The following is an 18,457-nucleotide window of genomic DNA, read 5'->3' on the forward strand; positions in this document are numbered from 1 at the left end:
ATCTTCCTCTCTCTTTGTGCATTCGCACAATGCAGCCGCCGCTGAACTTCCCTATGCTTGAGCTCTGCTCAGAGGAGGGTTACATGGCTGGCTGGCACCTTGATACCAAAATGGCGCAGGATATTGTGGCGCGCACCATGCGAATCATTGATACCAATATCAACGTAATGGATGCTCGTGGGCGCATTATTGGTAGCGGCGATCGTGAGCGTATTGGTGAATTGCACGAAGGTGCGTTGCTGGTGCTCTCCCAGGGGCGGGTCGTGGATATCGACGATGCGGTAGCGAAACACCTGCACGGCGTCCGTCAGGGCATTAATTTGCCGCTGCGCCTTGAAGGCGAGATTGTGGGGGTAATTGGCCTGACAGGCGAGCCGGAGTCCCTGCGTAAATACGGCGAGCTGGTCTGCATGACGGCAGAGATGATGCTGGAACAGTCGCGCCTGATGCACCTGCTCGCCCAGGACAGCCGCCTGCGTGAAGAGCTGGTGATGAATCTGATCCAGGCGGAAGAACACACGCCGGCACTGAGCGAATGGGCGCAGCGTCTGGGGATTGATCTGAACCAGCCGCGTGTGGTGGCGGTGATTGAGGTCGATAGCGGCCAGCTTGGGGTCGACAGTGCGATGGTTGAGCTGCAGCAGCTACAAAATGCGCTGGCGACGCCGGAGCGCGATAACCTGGTGGCAATTGTGTCTCTGACGGAAATGGTGGTGCTCAAACCGGCGCTCAATGCATTCGGCCGCTGGGATGCGGACGATCATCGTCGTCGCGTGGAGCTGCTGATCTCCCGGATGAAGGAAAATGGTCAACTGCGTTTTCGCGTTGCGCTGGGCAATTACTTTACCGGACCGGGCAGCATTGCCCGCTCCTGGCGTACTGCACGCACCACCATGATGGTGGGCAAGCAGCGGATGCCGGAAAGCCGCAGTTATTTTTATCAGGATCTGATGCTGCCGGTGCTGCTCGACAGCCTGCGCGGGGGCTGGCAGGCTAATGAGCTGGCACGGCCATTAGCGCGCCTGAAGGCCATGGACAGCAATGGCTTACTGCGCCGGACGCTACAGGCGTGGTTTCGTCATAATGTGCAGCCGCTGGCGACCTCGAAAGCGCTGTTTATTCATCGCAATACTCTTGAATATCGGCTTAACCGGATTTCGGAGCTGACGGGGCTGGATTTGGGGAGTTTTGACGACAGACTGCTGCTGTATGTGGCGCTGCAGCTGGATGAGCAGAGATAAGAGTTTCACCCTCTCCCTGTGGGAGAGGGCTGGGGTGAGGGCAACAGGCCGCACCTGACTTATTTATTCCGCGTTAATTTCTCAAGATCTGCTTCAATCTCGCTGATCTTATTCGTCACAACGCTTTCAAGGTGACGCAAATCGTCGAGGATCTTACGCTTGAGATCGACTTCAGTGCGGTCGCGCTGGCAGATCTGATCGAGTTCATCGATCACGTAGCGCAGGTTAGGGCTGATTTCCTGAACTTCTTTGTACCCTTGTCCTACACCGTCAGCGACGACGGTTTTACGCTGGCGTGGATATTTAAACTTCACGCTCTTGGCGAAAAACTCTCCTTTGTCCTTGTGAAAATAGATTTTCAGAATATCGTTATTGGCTTCCTGACGGAGGCTGTAACGATCAATTTCATCAGGATTGGTAATGCCCAGACTTTTCAGATTATCGTACATAGCGGTACCCTTGATCTCAACATAACCTTTGAATAATTAACGAAAAAATCTATTTTCGCCACCCTCAGATATAAAAAAAGCGGGGTTGCCCCCGCTTTTTGTTATACCCGATTAATCGATGGTGCGCAGCAGTTCGTTGATGCCAACTTTGCCACGAGTTTTCGCATCGACTTTCTTCACGATAACCGCACAGTACAGGCTGTATTTGCCATCTTTTGACGGCAGGTTGCCGGAAACCACCACGGAGCCCGCCGGAACGCGACCGTAATGCACTTCACCGGTTTCACGGTCGTAGATACGGGTGCTTTGGCCGATGTAAACGCCCATGGAGATCACAGAGCCTTCTTCCACGATCACACCTTCAACCACTTCTGAGCGTGCGCCGATGAAGCAGTTGTCTTCGATGATGGTTGGGTTAGCCTGCAGTGGCTCCAGGACGCCACCGATACCGACGCCGCCGGACAGGTGAACGTTCTTACCGATCTGCGCGCAGGAGCCAACGGTAGCCCAGGTATCCACCATGGTACCTTCGTCAACGTAGGCACCGATGTTCACGTAGGATGGCATCAGCACGGTGTTGCGCGCGATAAAAGCACCCTGACGAACTGCCGCTGGTGGAACCACGCGGAAACCTTCTTTCTGGAAACGCGCTTCGTCATAGTCAGCGAATTTCATTGGCACTTTATCGAAGTAGCGGCTTTCAGCTCCGTCGATAACCTGGTTATCGTTGATACGGAAAGAGAGCAGCACGGCTTTCTTCAGCCATTGATGAGTGACCCACTGACCGTCGATTTTTTCTGCCACACGCAATGCGCCGGAATCCAGCAGGGAAATAACCTGGTTTACCGCTTCACGGGTCACGGTATCCACATTGGCCGGGGTGATCTCGGCGCGACGCTCAAAAGCGGACTCAATAACGTTCTGTAACTGCTGCATTGTTTACTCTTTCCATTTCACTAAAAAACACGTCACCCTTTATCGTTTGGATTGAGGGCTGCTGTCAACCGTTGTTGCACTTCAAGTTGCAGGTCATTATTAAGGGCACGCCGGTCTGCGGTGGCGATTATAAATAAATCTTCTACTCGCTCGCCAATGGTTGTAATTCTGGCCCCGTGAAGCGAAATTCCCAGATCGGCAAAAACCTGGCCGACACGGGCGAGCAGCCCTGGCTGGTCGAGCGCGATCAGCTCCAGGAACGATTTACGGTCGGTGTGGGTCGGCAGGAAATTGACCTCGGTATCGACGGTAAAGTGGCGTAATTTTGCAGGTTGACGACGCGGCTGAGGAGGTTGCCAGCTGCGCTGGGTGATGGCCTGTTCCAGACCGAAGCGTATTCCTTCGTGCCTGTCCGACGACAGCGGGCTGCCGTCCGGTTCCAGCACAATGAAGGTATCCATCGCCATGCCGTCGCGGGTGGTAAAAATCTGTGCGTCGTGAACGCTCAGATTACGCCTGTCCAGTTCGGCGCAGACGGCGGCAAACAGATAAGGTCGGTCCGGGCTCCAGATGAAAATCTCCGTGCCACCGCGCGTGGCTTGCGGACTGAGGAGGATCATCGGCTGCGACAAATCATGTTGCAGCAGATGCCGCGCATGCCAGGCAAGCTGATTTGGGCTGTGGCGAACAAAATAGTTAGCACGGCAGCGCGCCCAAATTTGATGCAGTGCCTCTTCATCAATGTTATCCATCCGCAGCAGAGCCAGTGCCTGCAACTGGTGGTGGCGCACACGCTCGCGCATGTCCGGGGTATTTTGCATCCCGCGGCGCAGCTGTTTTTCGGTGGCAAAGTACAGCTCGCGAAGCAGGCTTTGCTTCCAGCTGTTCCACAACGTCTCGTTGGTGGCACAAATATCCGCCACCGTCAGGCAGACCAGATAACGCAGACGGTTTTCCGTTTGCACCTCTTCCGCGAACTGCTTGATCACTTCAGGATCCTGAATATCACGACGCTGTGCGGTGACCGACATCAGCAGGTGATGGCGTACCAGCCAGGCGACCAGCTGTGTTTCACGTGAGTTCAGACCGTGCAGTTCAGCAAATTTGAGCACGTCCTGGGCACCCAGCACCGAATGGTCACCGCCGCGACCTTTGGCAATATCGTGGAACAGGGCAGCAATCAGGATCAATTCCGGATGAGTAAGGCGCGGCCACAATTCCACGCACAGCGGATGGCGAGATCGCGTCTCTTCGCTGGCAAAGCTCTCCAGCTTGAGCATCACGCGGATCGTGTGTTCATCTACCGTGTAGGCGTGGAACAGATCGAACTGCATCTGCCCGACAATGTGTGACCACTGCGGCATATAGGCCCACAGCACGCTGTGGCGGTGCATCGGCAGCAAGCCGCGGCTGACGGCCCCCGGGTGGCGGAGCATGCTCAGGAACAGCGAACGCGCTTCCGGGATATAGCACAGCGGCTGCGTCAAATGGCGGCGCGCATGGCGCAGATGGCGCAGAGTGGTGGAGTAGATCCCGGTGATCGCGCTGTTACGCACCATGGTGTAAAACATGCGCAGGATCGCTTCCGGTTCGCGGATAAATAACGTTTCGTCGCGCAGGTCGATAAGGGTGCCGCGCAGCTGGAACTCGTCGTCGATAGGGCGGGGCTTTTCATCTGCCGTCAGGGCCAGAATTGCCTCATCGAATAGCTGCAACAGCATCTGGTTCAGTTCGGTAACGCGGCGGGTGACGCGGAAGAAATCCTTCATCATGTGTTCAACCGGCTCGTTGCCTTCGCCCTGGTAATTCAGACGTTGAGCTACGCTGAGCTGACGGTCAAACAGCAAGCGGTTATCGTAGCGATTAAGCTCCAGATGCAGGGCAAAGCGAATGCGCCACAGCAGGTGCAGACACTCATTTAATTCGTTACGCTCGGCTTCGGTTAAAAAGCCAAAGCCCACCATCTCATCCAGCGAGGTCGCGCCGAAGTGGCGACGGGCCACCCACTGCAGGGTGTGGATGTCGCGCAGACCGCCGGGGCTGCTTTTGATATCAGGCTCCAGATTATAGCTGGTGCCGTGGTAGCGCTGGTGGCGCTGGTTTTGTTCCTCAACCTTCGCGGCGAAGAACTTTTCTGACGGCCAGAAACCGTCACTGAAAATATGTTTTTGTAGCTCCAGAAACAGCGCCACGTCGCCTATCAACAGGCGGGTTTCAATCAGGTTGGTGGCGACGGTCAGGTCAGATAACCCTTCCAGCAGGCACTCTTCAAGAGTGCGTACGCTGTGGCCGACTTCCAGCTTCACATCCCAGAGCAGGGTCAGTAGTTCGCCAATTTTTTGAGCCTGTTCGTCCGGCAGTTTTTTGCGACTTAAGATCAGTAAATCAATGTCGGAAAGCGGATGCAGCTCACCGCGGCCATAGCCCCCAACGGCAACCAGTGCAACGTCACTGATTTGCCCAAAACCGTAATCGATCCACAGGCGCTGCAGCAACTGGTCGATAAATTCGGTGCGCGCTTCAATGAGCTGCTCGGCTGATACGCCTGCGTCGAACGCACTACCCAGCCAGCGATGGAAAACATCCATATGGGCTTTAATATGCGCGCAGGTCAGCTCGTGCGACGGCCATACGCCCGGGTTATCGGGCTGATCGGGGAGGGTGGGAAGTGCTGTGTTAGCATACTGTTCGGGTAAAAGATTACTCATCGTGCGCCACCCATAAGAAAAAGCTATAGCCATTAAAAAAGCCGGCATTTGCCGGCTTTTTTATCATTCATCGTGCGTCAGTATCGCCGGGATAGTGTCATCCTTGCGCAACGTCATAATTTCGCAGCCGTTGTCTGTTACCACAATAGTATGCTCGTACTGCGCAGACAAGCTTCTGTCTTTGGTTTTCACCGTCCAGCCATCTTTCATGGTGCGGATGCGGTAGTCACCGGCGTTGACCATCGGCTCGATGGTGAAGGTCATGCCTTTTTGCAGCACTACGCCGCCATCATCTGCATCATAGTGCAGAACCTGCGGTTCTTCGTGGAACACACGGCCAATGCCGTGACCGCAGTATTCGCGAACGACGGAGAACCCTTCCGCTTCCACGAACTTCTGAATCGCGGCACCAATGGTACGCAGGCGAATACCCGGTTTCACCATTTTCAGCGCCAGGTAGAGGCTCTCTTGCGTCACTTTACACAGACGCTCGCCCAGAATGGTTGGCTTGCCAACGATGAACATCTTAGAGGTGTCACCGTGGTAGTCATCTTTAATGACCGTCACGTCGATGTTGACGATGTCGCCATCTTTGAGCAGTTTTTCGTTGTCCGGAATACCGTGGCAAACCACTTCATTAATAGAAATGCAGACGGATTTCGGGAAACCGTGGTAGCCGAGGCAGGCGGATACCGCATGCTGCTCGTTCACAATATAGTCGTTACAGATGCGGTCCAGTTCACCGGTGCTGACGCCCGGCTTCACGAACGGCTCGATCATTTCCAGCACTTCCGCGGCCAGACGACCGGCGACGCGCATCTTTTCAATTTCTTCAGGTGTCTTAATAGAGATAGCCATGTAATCTGTCCATCGGTGTCGATTTTTTCGACAATACTAGTCTAAGTGTCGCCAATGGTATCAGTCAGGCACACCTCGTGCCAAATTGAGAATCATTAACAGCACACTCCGCCAACAACTGTTGGTTTCTGGTCGTGTTTTGTGGTATAAAGCGCGCCGGACTTCCGATCCATCTCAGATACACAAGCTGGACGGAAGCGACAAATCTCACTTTGTGTAACAACACACACGTATCGGCACATATTCCGGGGTGCCCTTCGGGGTCGGTAATATGGGATACGTGGAGGCATAACCCCAACTTTCAATATAGAGGTTTTAAACATGGCAACTGTTTCCATGCGCGACATGCTCAAGGCTGGTGTTCACTTTGGTCACCAGACCCGTTACTGGAACCCGAAAATGAAGCCTTTCATCTTCGGCGCACGTAACAAAGTTCACATCATCAACCTTGAGAAAACTGTACCAATGTTCAACGAAGCCCTGGCTGAGCTGAACAAGATCTCTTCCCGTAAAGGTAAGATTCTGTTCGTTGGTACTAAGCGCGCTGCAAGCGAAGCTGTGAAAGATGCTGCTAACAGCTGCGACCAGTTCTTCGTGAACCATCGCTGGTTGGGCGGCATGCTGACTAACTGGAAAACTGTTCGTCAGTCAATCAAACGCCTGAAAGATCTGGAAACCCAGTCTCAGGACGGTACTTTCGACAAGCTGACTAAGAAAGAAGCGCTGATGCGCACTCGTGAGCTGGACAAGCTGGAAAACAGCCTGGGCGGTATCAAAGATATGGGCGGCCTGCCAGACGCGCTGTTCGTAATCGATGCAGACCACGAGCACATCGCAATCAAAGAAGCTAACAACCTGGGTATCCCGGTATTCGCTATCGTTGATACCAACTCCGATCCGGACGGTGTTGACTTCGTTATCCCGGGTAACGACGACGCAATCCGTGCTGTTAGCCTGTACCTGAGCGCTGTAGCTGCTACCGTTCGTGAAGGCCGTTCCCAGGATCTGGCTTCTCAGGCGGAAGAAAGCTTCGTAGAAGCTGAATAATAAGGTTTCACCCCTTATTAGTACCGTGTATGAATAGGGGCCCATTATCGGCCCCTTTTTTCAATTTACACTGTTTGGCCGCAGGCCGGGCAGTTCACATCTCCCGAGGATTTAAGAATGGCTGAAATTACCGCATCCCTGGTAAAAGAGCTGCGCGAGCGTACTGGCGCAGGCATGATGGATTGCAAAAAAGCGCTGACTGAAGCGAACGGCGACATCGAGCTGGCAATCGAAAACATGCGTAAATCCGGTGCGATCAAAGCAGCTAAAAAAGCAGGCAACGTTGCTGCTGACGGCGTGATCATCACTAAAATCGACGGCACTTACGGCATCATTCTGGAAGTTAACTGCCAGACTGACTTCGTTGCTAAAGATGGTGGTTTCCAGGCATTTGCTAACAAAGTTCTGGACGCTGCAGTTGCTGGCAAAATCACTGACGTTGAAGTTCTGAAAGCACAGTTCGAAGAAGAACGTGTTGCGCTGGTTGCTAAAATCGGTGAGAACATCAACATCCGTCGTGTTGCTTCTCTGGAAGGTGACGTTCTGGGCTCTTACCAGCACGGTGCGCGTATCGGCGTTCTGGTTGCTGCTAAAGGTGCTGACGAAGAGCTGGTTAAACAGCTGGCTATGCACATCGCTGCAAGCAAACCAGAATTCGTTAAGCCAGAAGACGTGTCTGCTGAAGTGGTAGAGAAAGAGTACCAGGTTCAGCTGGACATCGCGATGCAGTCTGGTAAACCAAAAGAAATCGCAGAGAAAATGGTTGAAGGCCGCATGAAGAAATTCACCGGCGAAGTTTCTCTGACTGGCCAGCCATTCGTAATGGATCCAAGCAAGTCTGTTGCTCAGCTGCTGAAAGAGCACAACGCTGACGTAACTGGCTTCATCCGCTTCGAAGTGGGCGAAGGCATCGAGAAAGTTGAGACTGACTTCGCAGCAGAAGTTGCTGCAATGTCCAAGCAGTCTTAATGATTGAAAAGGAGCCGCCTGAGGGCGGCTTCTTTTTGTCACCCGTCACAGGAAATCAGACAGGCTCCAGTATCGCTGTGCTGATTTGCGGCATATCATGTCGCCAGAATTAACCCCCATCTTAATCGTTGACAGTCTCAGGAAAGAAACATGGCTACCAATGCAAAACCCGTGTACAAACGCATTCTGCTTAAGCTGAGTGGCGAAGCGCTGCAGGGATCGGAAGGCTTCGGTATTGACGCAAGCATCCTTGATCGCATGGCACAGGAAATCAAAGAACTGGTCGAACTGGGTATCCAGGTTGGCGTGGTCATTGGCGGTGGCAACCTTTTCCGTGGTGCTGGTCTGGCGAAAGCGGGGATGAACCGCGTTGTGGGCGACCACATGGGTATGCTGGCAACCGTCATGAATGGCCTGGCAATGCGTGATGCACTGCATCGCGCCTATGTGAATGCCCGCCTGATGTCCGCGATTCCACTGAATGGCGTATGCGATAATTACAGCTGGGCAGAAGCGATTAGCCTGCTGCGCAACAACCGCGTGGTGATCCTCTCCGCCGGTACGGGTAACCCGTTCTTTACAACCGATTCCGCTGCCTGCCTGCGCGGTATCGAGATCGAAGCCGATGTGGTACTGAAAGCGACCAAAGTAGACGGCGTGTTTACTGCCGACCCGGCAAAAGATCCTTCTGCCACCATGTACGATCAGCTGAGCTACAGCGAAGTGCTGGATAAAGAGCTGAAAGTGATGGATCTTGCCGCCTTCACGCTGGCTCGCGACCACAAACTGCCGATCCGTGTCTTCAACATGAACAAGCCAGGCGCACTGCGTCGCGTGGTCATGGGTGAAAAAGAAGGCACTTTGATCACGGAATAATTTCCGTTGACGCTAAATACAGGTAAGATTCCGCTTTATTTTGTAGTGGTATCTTACCCGGGCGCGCCTTTGGCGTTGTCATGAATTAAACGCGACTATACTTAGCACACCTGTAGCGCTGTGCTGGCGGATAGTCTGCCTGAGACAAGTTTTCAAGGATTCGTAACGTGATTAACGACATCAGAAAAGATGCTGAAGTACGCATGGAAAAATGCGTAGAAGCGTTCAAAACCCAAATCAGCAAAATCCGTACTGGCCGTGCTTCCCCAAGCCTGCTGGATGGCATCATCGTAGAATACTACGGTACGCCAACCCCTCTGCGTCAGCTGGCAAGCGTGACGGTTGAAGATACCCGTACGCTGAAAATCAACGTATTCGATCGTTCTATGGGCCCGGCCGTTGAGAAAGCGATCATGGCGTCTGACCTCGGTCTGAACCCAAGCTCTGCGGGCGCTGATATCCGCGTTCCACTTCCTCCGCTGACGGAAGAGCGTCGTAAAGACCTGATCAAAGTCGTTCGTGGCGAAGCTGAGCAGGGTCGCGTTTCCGTTCGTAACGTACGTCGCGACGCGAACGATAAAGTCAAAGCGCTGCTGAAAGAAAAAGAGATCAGTGAAGATGACGATCGTCGTTCACAGGACGATGTTCAGAAAATGACTGATGCTGCCATCAAGAAAATTGATGCGGCGCTGGCAGATAAAGAAGCGGAACTGATGCAGTTCTGATTTCTGTCGTACACTGATAAACGCCGTTCAGAGGGACTTCGGGTCTTGCTGGCGGCGTTTTGCTTTTATCTGGTCTAACTTTTTTCGGGCATCTCATGAAGCATTTAACACTCCTCGGCTCAACCGGCTCTATCGGTTGCAGTACTCTCGACGTCGTTCGCCATAATCCTGAACTTTACACCGTGACAGCGCTGGTGGCCGGTAAGAATGTGCAGCGAATGGTCGAGCAGTGCCTGGAGTTTTCACCCCGCTATGCGGTGATGGATGACGAAGAGAGTGCGCGTCTGCTGAAAGTGCAACTGCGTGAAAAGGGCTGTCGAACTGAGGTTCTGAGTGGACAACAGGCAGCTTGTGAGATGACTGCGCTGGATGAGGTTGACCAGGTTATGGCGGCCATCGTCGGGGCGGCTGGGCTGTTGCCAACACTTGCCGCAATTGATGCCGGTAAGGATGTTCTGCTAGCCAATAAAGAGTCTCTGGTTACCTGCGGACGTTTGTTTATGGAAGCGGTGAAGCAGCGCGGGGCGCGTCTTTTACCGGTCGATAGCGAGCACAACGCGATTTTTCAGAGTTTACCGCAACCTTTTCAACAGAACCTGGGGTACGCTGACCTTGAGCAGAATGGTGTGGTGTCTATTCTGCTTACCGGGTCTGGTGGCCCGTTCCGCGAAACGCCACTGTCTGAACTGAGCGCAATGACGCCGGATCAGGCGTGCCGTCATCCGAACTGGTCAATGGGGCGTAAAATCTCCGTTGACTCTGCCACCATGATGAATAAAGGTCTGGAATACATTGAAGCGCGCTGGCTGTTTAATGCGTCAGCGAAACAGATGGAAGTACTGATCCACCCGCAATCGGTGATTCACTCGATGGTGCGCTATCAGGATGGCAGTGTGCTGGCACAGTTGGGCGAGCCGGATATGCGTACGCCAATTGCCCATTCAATGGCGTGGCCAAATCGAGTGAAATCTGGCGTGAAGCCGCTTGATTTCTGCAAGTTAAGTTCTTTGACATTTAGCGAACCAGATTACGATCGCTATCCGTGTCTGAAGCTTGCGATGCATGCCTTTGACCAGGGGCAGGCGGCGACGACGGCACTGAATGCAGCTAATGAAATTACCGTTGAGGCATTTTTGAATCAGCAGATCCGTTTTACCGATATTGCAGTGTTGAATTTATCGGTACTGGAAATGATGGATTTGCGTGAACCACAAAGTGTGGAAGAGGTGCAGGCGGTAGATACAGCGGCTCGTGATATTGCGCGTAAACAAGTGACACGTCCCGCAAGCTGGTGATAAAGCAAGCACTAGTCGTCGTGCTATTTGTTAGCGTTGGGCTTCAGTGATATAGTCTGCGCCACCTGATCGCAGGTATTTGACTTAATGTGGTCAGGTAAGCCGTGGTTTGACACGGCTTTTTTATGTATAGGCTTCAGTATTCCTGAGTACCGTTAAATCCTTTTCAGGGACAAAAAACGCGTTATGTTGTCTGCGAATCAACCAATAAGCGAAAACTTGCCAGCTCATGGCTGTCGTCATGTAGCAATCATTATGGATGGCAACGGCCGCTGGGCGAAAAGACAAGGGAAGATACGAGCCTTTGGGCATAAAGCTGGGGCGAAATCTGTTCGCCGCGCCGTTTCTTTTGCCGCCAATAACGGCATTGATGCGTTAACGCTCTATGCTTTTAGCAGTGAAAACTGGAATCGACCTCCGCAGGAAGTAACCGCGTTGATGGAATTGTTTGTGTGGGCGCTCGACAGCGAAGTAAAAAGCCTGCACCGCCACAACGTCCGCCTGCGTATCATTGGCGATACCAGTCGTTTTAACTCACGTTTGCAGGAACGGATTCGTAAAGCAGAAGCGCTGACTGAGAATAATACGGGTCTGACGCTCAATATTGCGGCGAATTACGGCGGACGCTGGGATATTATCCAGGGCGTTCGGCATCTTGCCGAACAGGTTCAGGAAGGGCTGTTGAGACCCGACCAAATTGATGAAGAGGCGCTGAACAAGCAAATCTGCATGAATGAACAGGCACCTGTGGATTTGGTAATTAGGACAGGGGGGGAACATCGCATAAGTAACTTTTTGATATGGCAAATTGCCTATGCCGAACTTTACTTTACGGATGTTCTTTGGCCCGATTTTGATGAACAAGACTTTGAAGGTGCGCTGCATGCCTTTGCCAATCGAGAGCGTCGTTTCGGCGGCACCGAGCCTGGTGGCGACAAAGCCTGATGGGGGTAGCTTTTGCTGAAGTATCGCCTGATTTCCGCTTTTGTATTAATACCCATTGTCATTGCGGCGCTGTTTTTACTGCCCCCAGTGGGATTCGCTATTGTTACGCTGGTGGTCTGTATGCTCGCCGCGTGGGAATGGGGACAGTTTAGCGGCTTTACCTCACGCAGTCAGCGAGTATGGCTTGCGGTACTCTGTGGCTTTATCCTGGCCATAATGCTGTTTACGTTGCCTGAATATCATCATGATATTCATCAACCGCTGGTTGCTGGTTCCCTGTGGGTATCGCTGGCCTGGTGGGTTGCTGCTCTGCTGCTGGTGCTTTTCTACCCCGGCTCTGCGGCAATCTGGCGTAATTCAAAAGTGCTGCGGCTTATTTTTGGTTTGCTCACGATTGTTCCATTTTTCTGGGGTATGGTCGCACTGCGTGCCTGGCACTATGACGAAAACCACTACAGCGGCGCGATCTGGCTGCTTTATGTGATGATTCTCGTTTGGGGGGCTGACTCCGGGGCCTATATGTTTGGTAAACTGTTTGGCAAACATAAACTGGCGCCGAAGGTTTCCCCGGGTAAAACCTGGCAAGGCTTCATCGGTGGCTTGTTTACGGCAGCGATTATCTCCTGGGGCTACGGCGTCTGGGCGAATCTGGAAGTGGCACCGTCAATACTGCTGGTGTGCTCGATTTTTGCTGCGCTTGCCTCAGTGCTCGGTGATTTAACCGAGAGTATGTTTAAGCGTGAAGCAGGGATTAAGGACAGCGGACACCTGATTCCAGGGCATGGCGGTATACTGGATCGCATTGATAGCCTGACAGCGGCTGTTCCGGTATTTGCTTGCTTGCTTTTACTGGTATTTGGGACGATTTAACGGAAGGTTTTATGCTGAGCATTCTCTGGAATCTGGCGGCGTTCATTGTTGCACTGGGTGTACTGATTACCGTGCATGAATTTGGCCATTTCTGGGTTGCTCGCCGTTGTGGTGTGCGGGTAGAGCGATTTTCCATCGGTTTCGGTAAATCACTCTGGACGCGCACCGACCGTCACGGTACGGAATTTGTCATCGCCCTTATCCCGCTGGGCGGCTACGTTAAAATGCTCGACGAGCGCGTTGAGCCTGTCGCACCTGAATTACGACACAGCGCATTCAACAACAAAACGGTTGGACAACGCGCCGCCATCATCGCTGCCGGACCGGTAGCCAATTTCATCTTTGCTATTTTCGCTTACTGGCTGGTGTTTATCATTGGCGTCCCCGGCGTGCGCCCTGTGGTAGGTGAAATTGCCCCCAATTCCATCGCGGCGAGTGCGCAAATTACGTCAGGGATGGAACTTAAAGCGATTGATGGCATCGAAACCCCTGATTGGGATGCCGTGCGACTGCAACTGGTAGCCAAAATTGGTGATCAGCAGACAACCATCAGCGTATCACCGTTTGGTTCCGACACGCGTCAGGACAAAGTGCTCGATTTACGTCACTGGCGTTTCGAGCCAGACAAAGAAGATCCCGTCGCTGCACTGGGCATTCGTCCACGTGGCGCTCAGATTGAGCCGGTGTTAGCCGAAGTACAGGCAAATTCGGCGGCGAGCAAAGCGGGTTTGCAAGCGGGCGACAGGATCGTTAAAGTCGATGGTCAACCATTAACAGAGTGGATGACCTTTGTTACTCTGGTGCGCGATAATCCGGGAACGTCCCTCGCACTGGAAGTTGAGAGGAAAGGTAGTCCGCTTTCGCTGACGCTGATCCCGGATACGAAGTCGGTCGGCAAAAAGGCAGAAGGGTTTGCAGGCGTTGTGCCAAAAGTGATCCCGCTGCCAGATGAGTACAAGACAATACGCCAGTATGGGCCGTTCAGCGCCATCCTTGAAGCCACGGATAAAACATGGCAACTGATGAAGCTGACGGTCAACATGTTGGGGAAATTGATAACCGGTGATGTGAAACTGAACAACCTCAGTGGGCCAATTTCGATTGCTCAGGGGGCTGGGATGTCAGCGGAATTCGGGGTGATTTACTATCTCATGTTCCTCGCGCTGATTAGCGTGAACCTTGGGATAATCAACCTGTTCCCGCTTCCCGTTTTAGACGGGGGTCATCTGCTGTTTTTAGCGATTGAAAAGCTAAAAGGCGGACCGGTATCCGAGCGAGTTCAAGACTTTAGTTATCGCATTGGCTCGATTTTGCTGGTGCTGTTAATGGGGCTTGCACTTTTCAATGATTTCTCTCGGTTGTAAGAGAGTGTTAGGAAGAACGCATAATAACGATGGCGATGAAAAAGTTGCTCATAGCGTCGCTGCTGTTTAGCAGCGCCACCGTATACGGTGCTGACGGGTTCGTAGTGAAAGACATTCATTTCGAAGGCCTCCAGCGTGTCGCCGTTGGTGCGGCCCTCCTCAGTATGCCTGTACGCCCCGGCGATACGGTCAATGATGATGATATCAGTAACACCATCCGTGCTCTGTTTGCCACCGGCAACTTCGAGGATGTCCGCGTCCTGCGCGATGGTGATACGCTGCTGGTACAGGTAAAAGAACGTCCAACGATTGCCAGTATCACTTTCTCCGGTAACAAGTCGGTGAAAGATGACATGCTCAAGCAAAACCTTGAAGCATCGGGTGTTCGTGTGGGCGAGTCTCTGGACCGCACAACCCTTTCAGACATTGAGAAAGGTCTGGAAGACTTCTACTACAGCGTGGGTAAATACAGTGCCAGCGTGAAAGCAGTGGTAACACCTCTGCCACGTAACCGTGTTGACCTGAAGTTGGTCTTCCAGGAAGGTGTTTCTGCGAAGATCCAACAGATCAACATTGTCGGCAACCACGCGTTTAGCACCGACGAACTGATCTCGACCTTCCAACTGCGCGATGAAGTGCCGTGGTGGAACGTGGTGGGCGATCGTAAATACCAGAAACAGAAACTGGCGGGCGACCTTGAGACCCTGCGCAGCTACTATCTGGATCGTGGTTATGCCCGTTTCAACATTGACTCAACCCAGGTCAGTCTGACGCCGGACAAGAAAGGGATCTACATTACGATTAACATCACTGAAGGCGATCAGTACAAGCTTTCTGGTGTTGAAGTAAGTGGTAACCTGGCAGGGCATTCTGCTGAGATCGAATCGCTGACCAAAATTCAGCCAGGCGATCTGTACAGTGGTTCCAAGGTCACCAAAATGGAAGACAGCATTAAGAAGCTGCTCGGCCGCTATGGTTATGCCTATCCTCGCGTACAAACACAGCCGGAAATTAACGACGCGGATAAAACCGTTAAGCTGCACGTGAATGTTGATGCGGGTAACCGTTTCTACGTGCGTAAGATCCGCTTCGTTGGTAACGACACCTCTAAAGATTCCGTTCTGCGCCGCGAAATGCGTCAGATGGAAGGCGCATGGCTGGGTAGCGACCTCGTTGATCAGGGGAAAGAGCGTCTGAACCGTCTGGGTTATTTTGAAACCGTAGATACGGATACCCAGCGCGTGCCAGGTAGCCCGGATCAGGTTGATGTCGTCTATAAAGTGAAAGAGCGTAACACCGGTAGCTTCAACTTTGGTGTGGGCTACGGTACTGAAAGCGGCGTGAGCTTCCAGGTTGGTGTACAGCAGGATAACTGGCTGGGTACGGGTTACTCTGTTGGTATTAATGGTACCAAAAACGACTACCAGACCTACTCTGAGTTCTCTGTCACTAACCCATACTTCACCGTAGACGGTGTGAGCCTGGGCGGTCGTATCTTCTATAACGACTTTAAAGCTGACAACGCGGATCTGTCCTCTTACACCAACAAGAGTTACGGTGCAGATGGTACGCTTGGCTTCCCTGTCAACGAATACAACACGCTGCGTGCGGGCTTAGGTTACGTGCATAACGACCTGTCCAACATGCAACCGCAGGTGGCGATGTGGCGTTATCTGGACTCTATTGGCCAGCCAACCAGCAAAAGCGGTCATGACAACGGCTTTGCCGCGGATGACTTCACCTTTAACTACGGCTGGACCTATAACCGTCTTGACCGTGGTTACTTCCCGACGGAAGGTTCTCGTGTCAACCTGAACGGTAAAGTGACCGTACCGGGTTCCGATAACGAGTTCTATAAGGTCACGCTGGATACCGCGTCTTACTTCCCAATTGATGACGACCACAAGTGGGTGGTTCTGGGTCGTACCCGTTGGGGCTATGGTGATGGTCTGGGTGGCAAGGAACTGCCATTCTATGAGAACTTCTATGCCGGTGGTTCCAGCACCGTTCGTGGCTTCCAGTCCAACAACATTGGTCCGAAAGCGGTCTACTACGGCGGAAACGACAAAGATAATTGTAATAAGTCCTCGACTTCCGACGTTTGTAGCTCCAATGATGCTGTGGGCGGTAACGCCATGGCCGTTGCCAGCCTGGAGTTCATCACACCAACGCCGTTTATCAGTGATAAATATGCGAACTCAGTCCGTACGTCCTTCTTCTGGGATGCCGGTACTGTGTGGGATACCAACTGGCAGAATACTGCTCAGATGCGTGCAGAAGGTATTCCTGACTACAGCGATCCGAGCAATATTCGCATGTCTGCCGGTATCGCATTACAATGGATGTCACCGCTGGGGCCGTTGGTCTTCTCTTACGCCCAGCCGTTTAAGAAATATGATGGAGATAAGTCGGAGCAATTCCAGTTTAACATTGGTAAAACCTGGTAATAATCCGCTGCAAAGGAATGCGTTGGCAGTGTAGCGCTGACAACTGGCGATCGGTAACACGGTCGCCTTGCCACGCAAAGAACGGTACCTTCTGGTGCCAATGGGATGGTAAGGAGTTAATTGTGAAAAAGTGGTTATTAGCTGCAGGTCTCGGTTTAGCGATGGCAACTTCTGCTCAGGCAGCAGACAAAATTGCAATCGTCAACATGGGTAATTTGTTCCAGCAGGTTGCACAGAAAACTGGCGTTTCTGCGACTCTGGAAAACGAATTCAAAGGCCGTGCAAGCGAACTGCAGGGTATGGAAAACGATCTTCAGTCCAAAATGCAGCGTCTGCAGCGTGATGGTTCTACCATGAAAGCAAGCGATCGCAGCAAGCTGGAAAAAGACGTAATGGCTCAGCGCCAGGCGTTCTCTCAGAAAGCGCAGGCTTTCGAGCAGGATCGTCAGCGTCGTTCTAACGAAGAACGTGGCAAGCTGGTAACTCGCATTCAGACTGCTGTTAAAGCAGTGGCTGCCGATCAGAGCATCGATCTGGTTGTTGATGCGAACGCCGTCGCTTTCAACAGCAAAGATGTTAAAGACATCACCGCTGATGTTCTGAAACAGGTTAAATAAGTAATGCCTTCAATTCGACTGGCTGATTTAGCTCAGCAGTTGGATGCAGAATTACACGGTGATGGCGATATCGTCATCACCGCTGTTGCGTCCATGCAATCTGCTAAAGCTGGCACGATTACCTTCATGGTAAGCCCTAAGTACCGTGAGCAACTGGCTCAATGCCAGGCGTCAGCTGTTGTTCTGACGCAGGACGATCTTCCATATGCCACTGTAAGCGCACTGGTAGTGAAAAACCCCTACCTGACTTATGCACGCATGGCACAAATTCTTGACACCACGCCGCAGCCGGCCCAGAACATTGCTGCCAGTGCAGCGATTGATCCGACGGCTCAGTTGGGTAACAACGTAGCGGTTGGTGCGAATGCCGTTATCGAGTCTGGCGTAGTGTTGGGCGATAACGTCGTTATCGGACCGGGTTGCTTCGTTGGGAAAAATACGAAAATCGGCGCCGGGACCCGTTTATGGGCCAATGTGTCCATTTACCATGAAGTTGAAATTGGCGAAAATTGCCTCGTCCAGTCCAGTACAGTGATTGGATCGGATGGCTTTGGTTACGCTAACGATCGTGGTAATTGGGTTAAAATCCCACAGCTTGGTCGCGTGATCATTGGCGATCGTGTGGAGATCGGGGCCTGTACCACTATTGACCGTGGCGCGCTTGACGACACGATCATTGGCAATGGTGTTATCATTGATAACCAGTGCCAGATTGCGCATAACGTTGTGATTGGCGACAATACCGCGGTAGCGGGGGGCGTCATCATGGCTGGCAGCCTGAAAATTGGCCGTTACTGCATGATTGGCGGCGCGAGCGTGATTAATGGCCATATGGAAATATGCGACAAAGTCACAGTGACGGGAATGGGCATGGTAATGCGCCCTATCACTGAACCTGGCGTCTATTCCTCCGGCATCCCGCTGCAACCCAACAAGGTATGGCGTAAAACAGCAGCTCTGGTGATGAACATTGATGATATGAGCAAGCGTCTCAAGTCTCTTGAGCGCAAGATCGATCAACAAGACTAAACGTCATCCGTTTAACGCTATTTTTCCCGGCCTGTCGGCTTTCTAATAAACCGGCAGGCCGTGTTATTATTGTTATCAGTA

Annotated in this window: 16 protein-coding genes; 12 read left to right on the plus strand and 4 right to left on the minus strand. The window is 52.5% G+C overall.

Annotated features, from left to right (window positions below; translation table 11 throughout):
- The first annotated feature begins 83 nt into the window (after nt 1-83).
- Nucleotides 84-1,241: a CdaR family transcriptional regulator gene (locus tag ACLHV8_RS03865; protein WP_049005311.1), complete on the plus strand. Its 1,158-nt coding sequence runs from the start codon at nt 84-86 to the stop codon at nt 1,239-1,241.
- 59 nt (nt 1,242-1,300) lie between these two features.
- Here the strand turns inward: ACLHV8_RS03865 and ACLHV8_RS03870 are convergent, their stop codons facing one another.
- The 4 genes from ACLHV8_RS03870 to map form a co-directional block, all read right to left on the minus strand.
- On the minus strand, nt 1,301-1,690 hold the full coding sequence (locus ACLHV8_RS03870) for a DUF3461 family protein (RefSeq protein WP_008501916.1): 390 nt from the start codon (nt 1,688-1,690) through the stop codon (nt 1,301-1,303).
- 111 nt (nt 1,691-1,801) lie between these two features.
- On the minus strand, nt 1,802-2,626 hold the full coding sequence (dapD, locus tag ACLHV8_RS03875) for a 2,3,4,5-tetrahydropyridine-2,6-dicarboxylate N-succinyltransferase (protein WP_008501915.1): 825 nt from the start codon (nt 2,624-2,626) through the stop codon (nt 1,802-1,804).
- A 32-nt stretch (nt 2,627-2,658) separates the two neighbouring features.
- Nucleotides 2,659-5,334 carry a bifunctional uridylyltransferase/uridylyl-removing protein GlnD gene (gene glnD, locus ACLHV8_RS03880; RefSeq protein ID WP_032666892.1) on the minus strand — a complete coding sequence of 892 codons (2,676 nt, stop codon included), beginning with the start codon at nt 5,332-5,334 and terminating at the stop codon, nt 2,659-2,661.
- Nucleotides 5,335-5,397: 63 nt separating this feature from the next.
- Nucleotides 5,398-6,192, minus strand: coding sequence for a type I methionyl aminopeptidase (gene map / locus ACLHV8_RS03885; protein ID WP_028018301.1), 795 nt, complete (start codon nt 6,190-6,192; stop codon nt 5,398-5,400).
- Between the two features lie 321 nt (nt 6,193-6,513).
- Between map and rpsB the strand changes: the two genes are divergently transcribed.
- The 11 genes from rpsB (at nt 6,514) to lpxD (ending at nt 18,376) form a co-directional block, all read left to right on the plus strand.
- Nucleotides 6,514-7,239 carry a 30S ribosomal protein S2 gene (rpsB, locus tag ACLHV8_RS03890; RefSeq protein WP_003856207.1) on the plus strand — a complete coding sequence of 242 codons (726 nt, stop codon included), beginning with the start codon at nt 6,514-6,516 and terminating at the stop codon, nt 7,237-7,239.
- Between the two features lie 117 nt (nt 7,240-7,356).
- Nucleotides 7,357-8,208 carry a translation elongation factor Ts gene (gene tsf / locus ACLHV8_RS03895; RefSeq protein ID WP_014830708.1) on the plus strand — a complete coding sequence of 284 codons (852 nt, stop codon included), beginning with the start codon at nt 7,357-7,359 and terminating at the stop codon, nt 8,206-8,208.
- Between the two features lie 150 nt (nt 8,209-8,358).
- Nucleotides 8,359-9,084 carry a UMP kinase gene (gene pyrH, locus ACLHV8_RS03900; RefSeq protein WP_008501910.1) on the plus strand — a complete coding sequence of 242 codons (726 nt, stop codon included), beginning with the start codon at nt 8,359-8,361 and terminating at the stop codon, nt 9,082-9,084.
- A gap of 167 nt (nt 9,085-9,251) precedes the next feature.
- The gene (frr, locus tag ACLHV8_RS03905; RefSeq protein ID WP_028018300.1) at nt 9,252-9,809 is read left to right on the plus strand and encodes a ribosome recycling factor; all 558 of its coding nucleotides are present in this window, start codon (nt 9,252-9,254) and stop codon (nt 9,807-9,809) included.
- A gap of 95 nt (nt 9,810-9,904) precedes the next feature.
- Nucleotides 9,905-11,104 (plus strand): 1-deoxy-D-xylulose-5-phosphate reductoisomerase, encoded by a 1,200-nt coding sequence (gene ispC / locus ACLHV8_RS03910; RefSeq protein ID WP_410376758.1) that lies wholly within the window; start codon nt 9,905-9,907, stop codon nt 11,102-11,104.
- Between the two features lie 186 nt (nt 11,105-11,290).
- Nucleotides 11,291-12,049, plus strand: coding sequence for a (2E,6E)-farnesyl-diphosphate-specific ditrans,polycis-undecaprenyl-diphosphate synthase (gene ispU, locus ACLHV8_RS03915; RefSeq protein WP_028018298.1), 759 nt, complete (start codon nt 11,291-11,293; stop codon nt 12,047-12,049).
- A 12-nt stretch (nt 12,050-12,061) separates the two neighbouring features.
- On the plus strand, nt 12,062-12,919 hold the full coding sequence (gene cdsA, locus ACLHV8_RS03920) for a phosphatidate cytidylyltransferase (protein ID WP_028018297.1): 858 nt from the start codon (nt 12,062-12,064) through the stop codon (nt 12,917-12,919).
- An 11-nt stretch (nt 12,920-12,930) separates the two neighbouring features.
- Nucleotides 12,931-14,283 (plus strand): sigma E protease regulator RseP, encoded by a 1,353-nt coding sequence (gene rseP / locus ACLHV8_RS03925; protein ID WP_028018296.1) that lies wholly within the window; start codon nt 12,931-12,933, stop codon nt 14,281-14,283.
- 29 nt (nt 14,284-14,312) lie between these two features.
- On the plus strand, nt 14,313-16,730 hold the full coding sequence (gene bamA / locus ACLHV8_RS03930) for an outer membrane protein assembly factor BamA (protein ID WP_208595031.1): 2,418 nt from the start codon (nt 14,313-14,315) through the stop codon (nt 16,728-16,730).
- Between the two features lie 122 nt (nt 16,731-16,852).
- On the plus strand, nt 16,853-17,347 hold the full coding sequence (skp, locus tag ACLHV8_RS03935) for a molecular chaperone Skp (RefSeq protein ID WP_008501902.1): 495 nt from the start codon (nt 16,853-16,855) through the stop codon (nt 17,345-17,347).
- Nucleotides 17,348-17,350: 3 nt separating this feature from the next.
- Entirely contained in the window at nt 17,351-18,376 is a 1,026-nt protein-coding gene (gene lpxD, locus ACLHV8_RS03940; RefSeq protein WP_208595030.1) for a UDP-3-O-(3-hydroxymyristoyl)glucosamine N-acyltransferase, read from the plus strand.
- Nucleotides 18,377-18,457 lie beyond the last annotated feature (81 nt).

It is taken from the genome of Enterobacter sp. CPE_E863 (assembly GCF_046521465.1).
Lineage (GTDB): Bacteria > Pseudomonadota > Gammaproteobacteria > Enterobacterales > Enterobacteriaceae > Enterobacter > Enterobacter adelaidei.

Excerpts from the sequence above, each read along its gene's own strand:
- bamA (WP_208595031.1), top strand. The coding sequence starts at position 14,313 with ATGGCGATGAAAAAGTTGCTCATAGCGTCGCTGCTGTTTAGCAGCGCC.
- lpxD (WP_208595030.1), top strand. The coding sequence starts at position 17,351 with ATGCCTTCAATTCGACTGGCTGATTTAGCTCAGCAGTTGGATGCAGAA.
- map (WP_028018301.1), bottom strand. The coding sequence starts at position 6,192 with ATGGCTATCTCTATTAAGACACCTGAAGAAATTGAAAAGATGCGCGTC.
- rseP (WP_028018296.1), top strand. The coding sequence starts at position 12,931 with ATGCTGAGCATTCTCTGGAATCTGGCGGCGTTCATTGTTGCACTGGGT.
- pyrH (WP_008501910.1), top strand. The coding sequence starts at position 8,359 with ATGGCTACCAATGCAAAACCCGTGTACAAACGCATTCTGCTTAAGCTG.
- dapD (WP_008501915.1), bottom strand. The coding sequence starts at position 2,626 with ATGCAGCAGTTACAGAACGTTATTGAGTCCGCTTTTGAGCGTCGCGCC.
- rpsB (WP_003856207.1), top strand. The coding sequence starts at position 6,514 with ATGGCAACTGTTTCCATGCGCGACATGCTCAAGGCTGGTGTTCACTTT.
- ispC (WP_410376758.1), top strand. The coding sequence starts at position 9,905 with ATGAAGCATTTAACACTCCTCGGCTCAACCGGCTCTATCGGTTGCAGT.
- ACLHV8_RS03865 (WP_049005311.1), top strand. The coding sequence starts at position 84 with ATGGCTGGCTGGCACCTTGATACCAAAATGGCGCAGGATATTGTGGCG.
- ispU (WP_028018298.1), top strand. The coding sequence starts at position 11,291 with ATGTTGTCTGCGAATCAACCAATAAGCGAAAACTTGCCAGCTCATGGC.
- ACLHV8_RS03870 (WP_008501916.1), bottom strand. The coding sequence starts at position 1,690 with ATGTACGATAATCTGAAAAGTCTGGGCATTACCAATCCTGATGAAATT.
- tsf (WP_014830708.1), top strand. The coding sequence starts at position 7,357 with ATGGCTGAAATTACCGCATCCCTGGTAAAAGAGCTGCGCGAGCGTACT.
- glnD (WP_032666892.1), bottom strand. The coding sequence starts at position 5,334 with ATGAGTAATCTTTTACCCGAACAGTATGCTAACACAGCACTTCCCACC.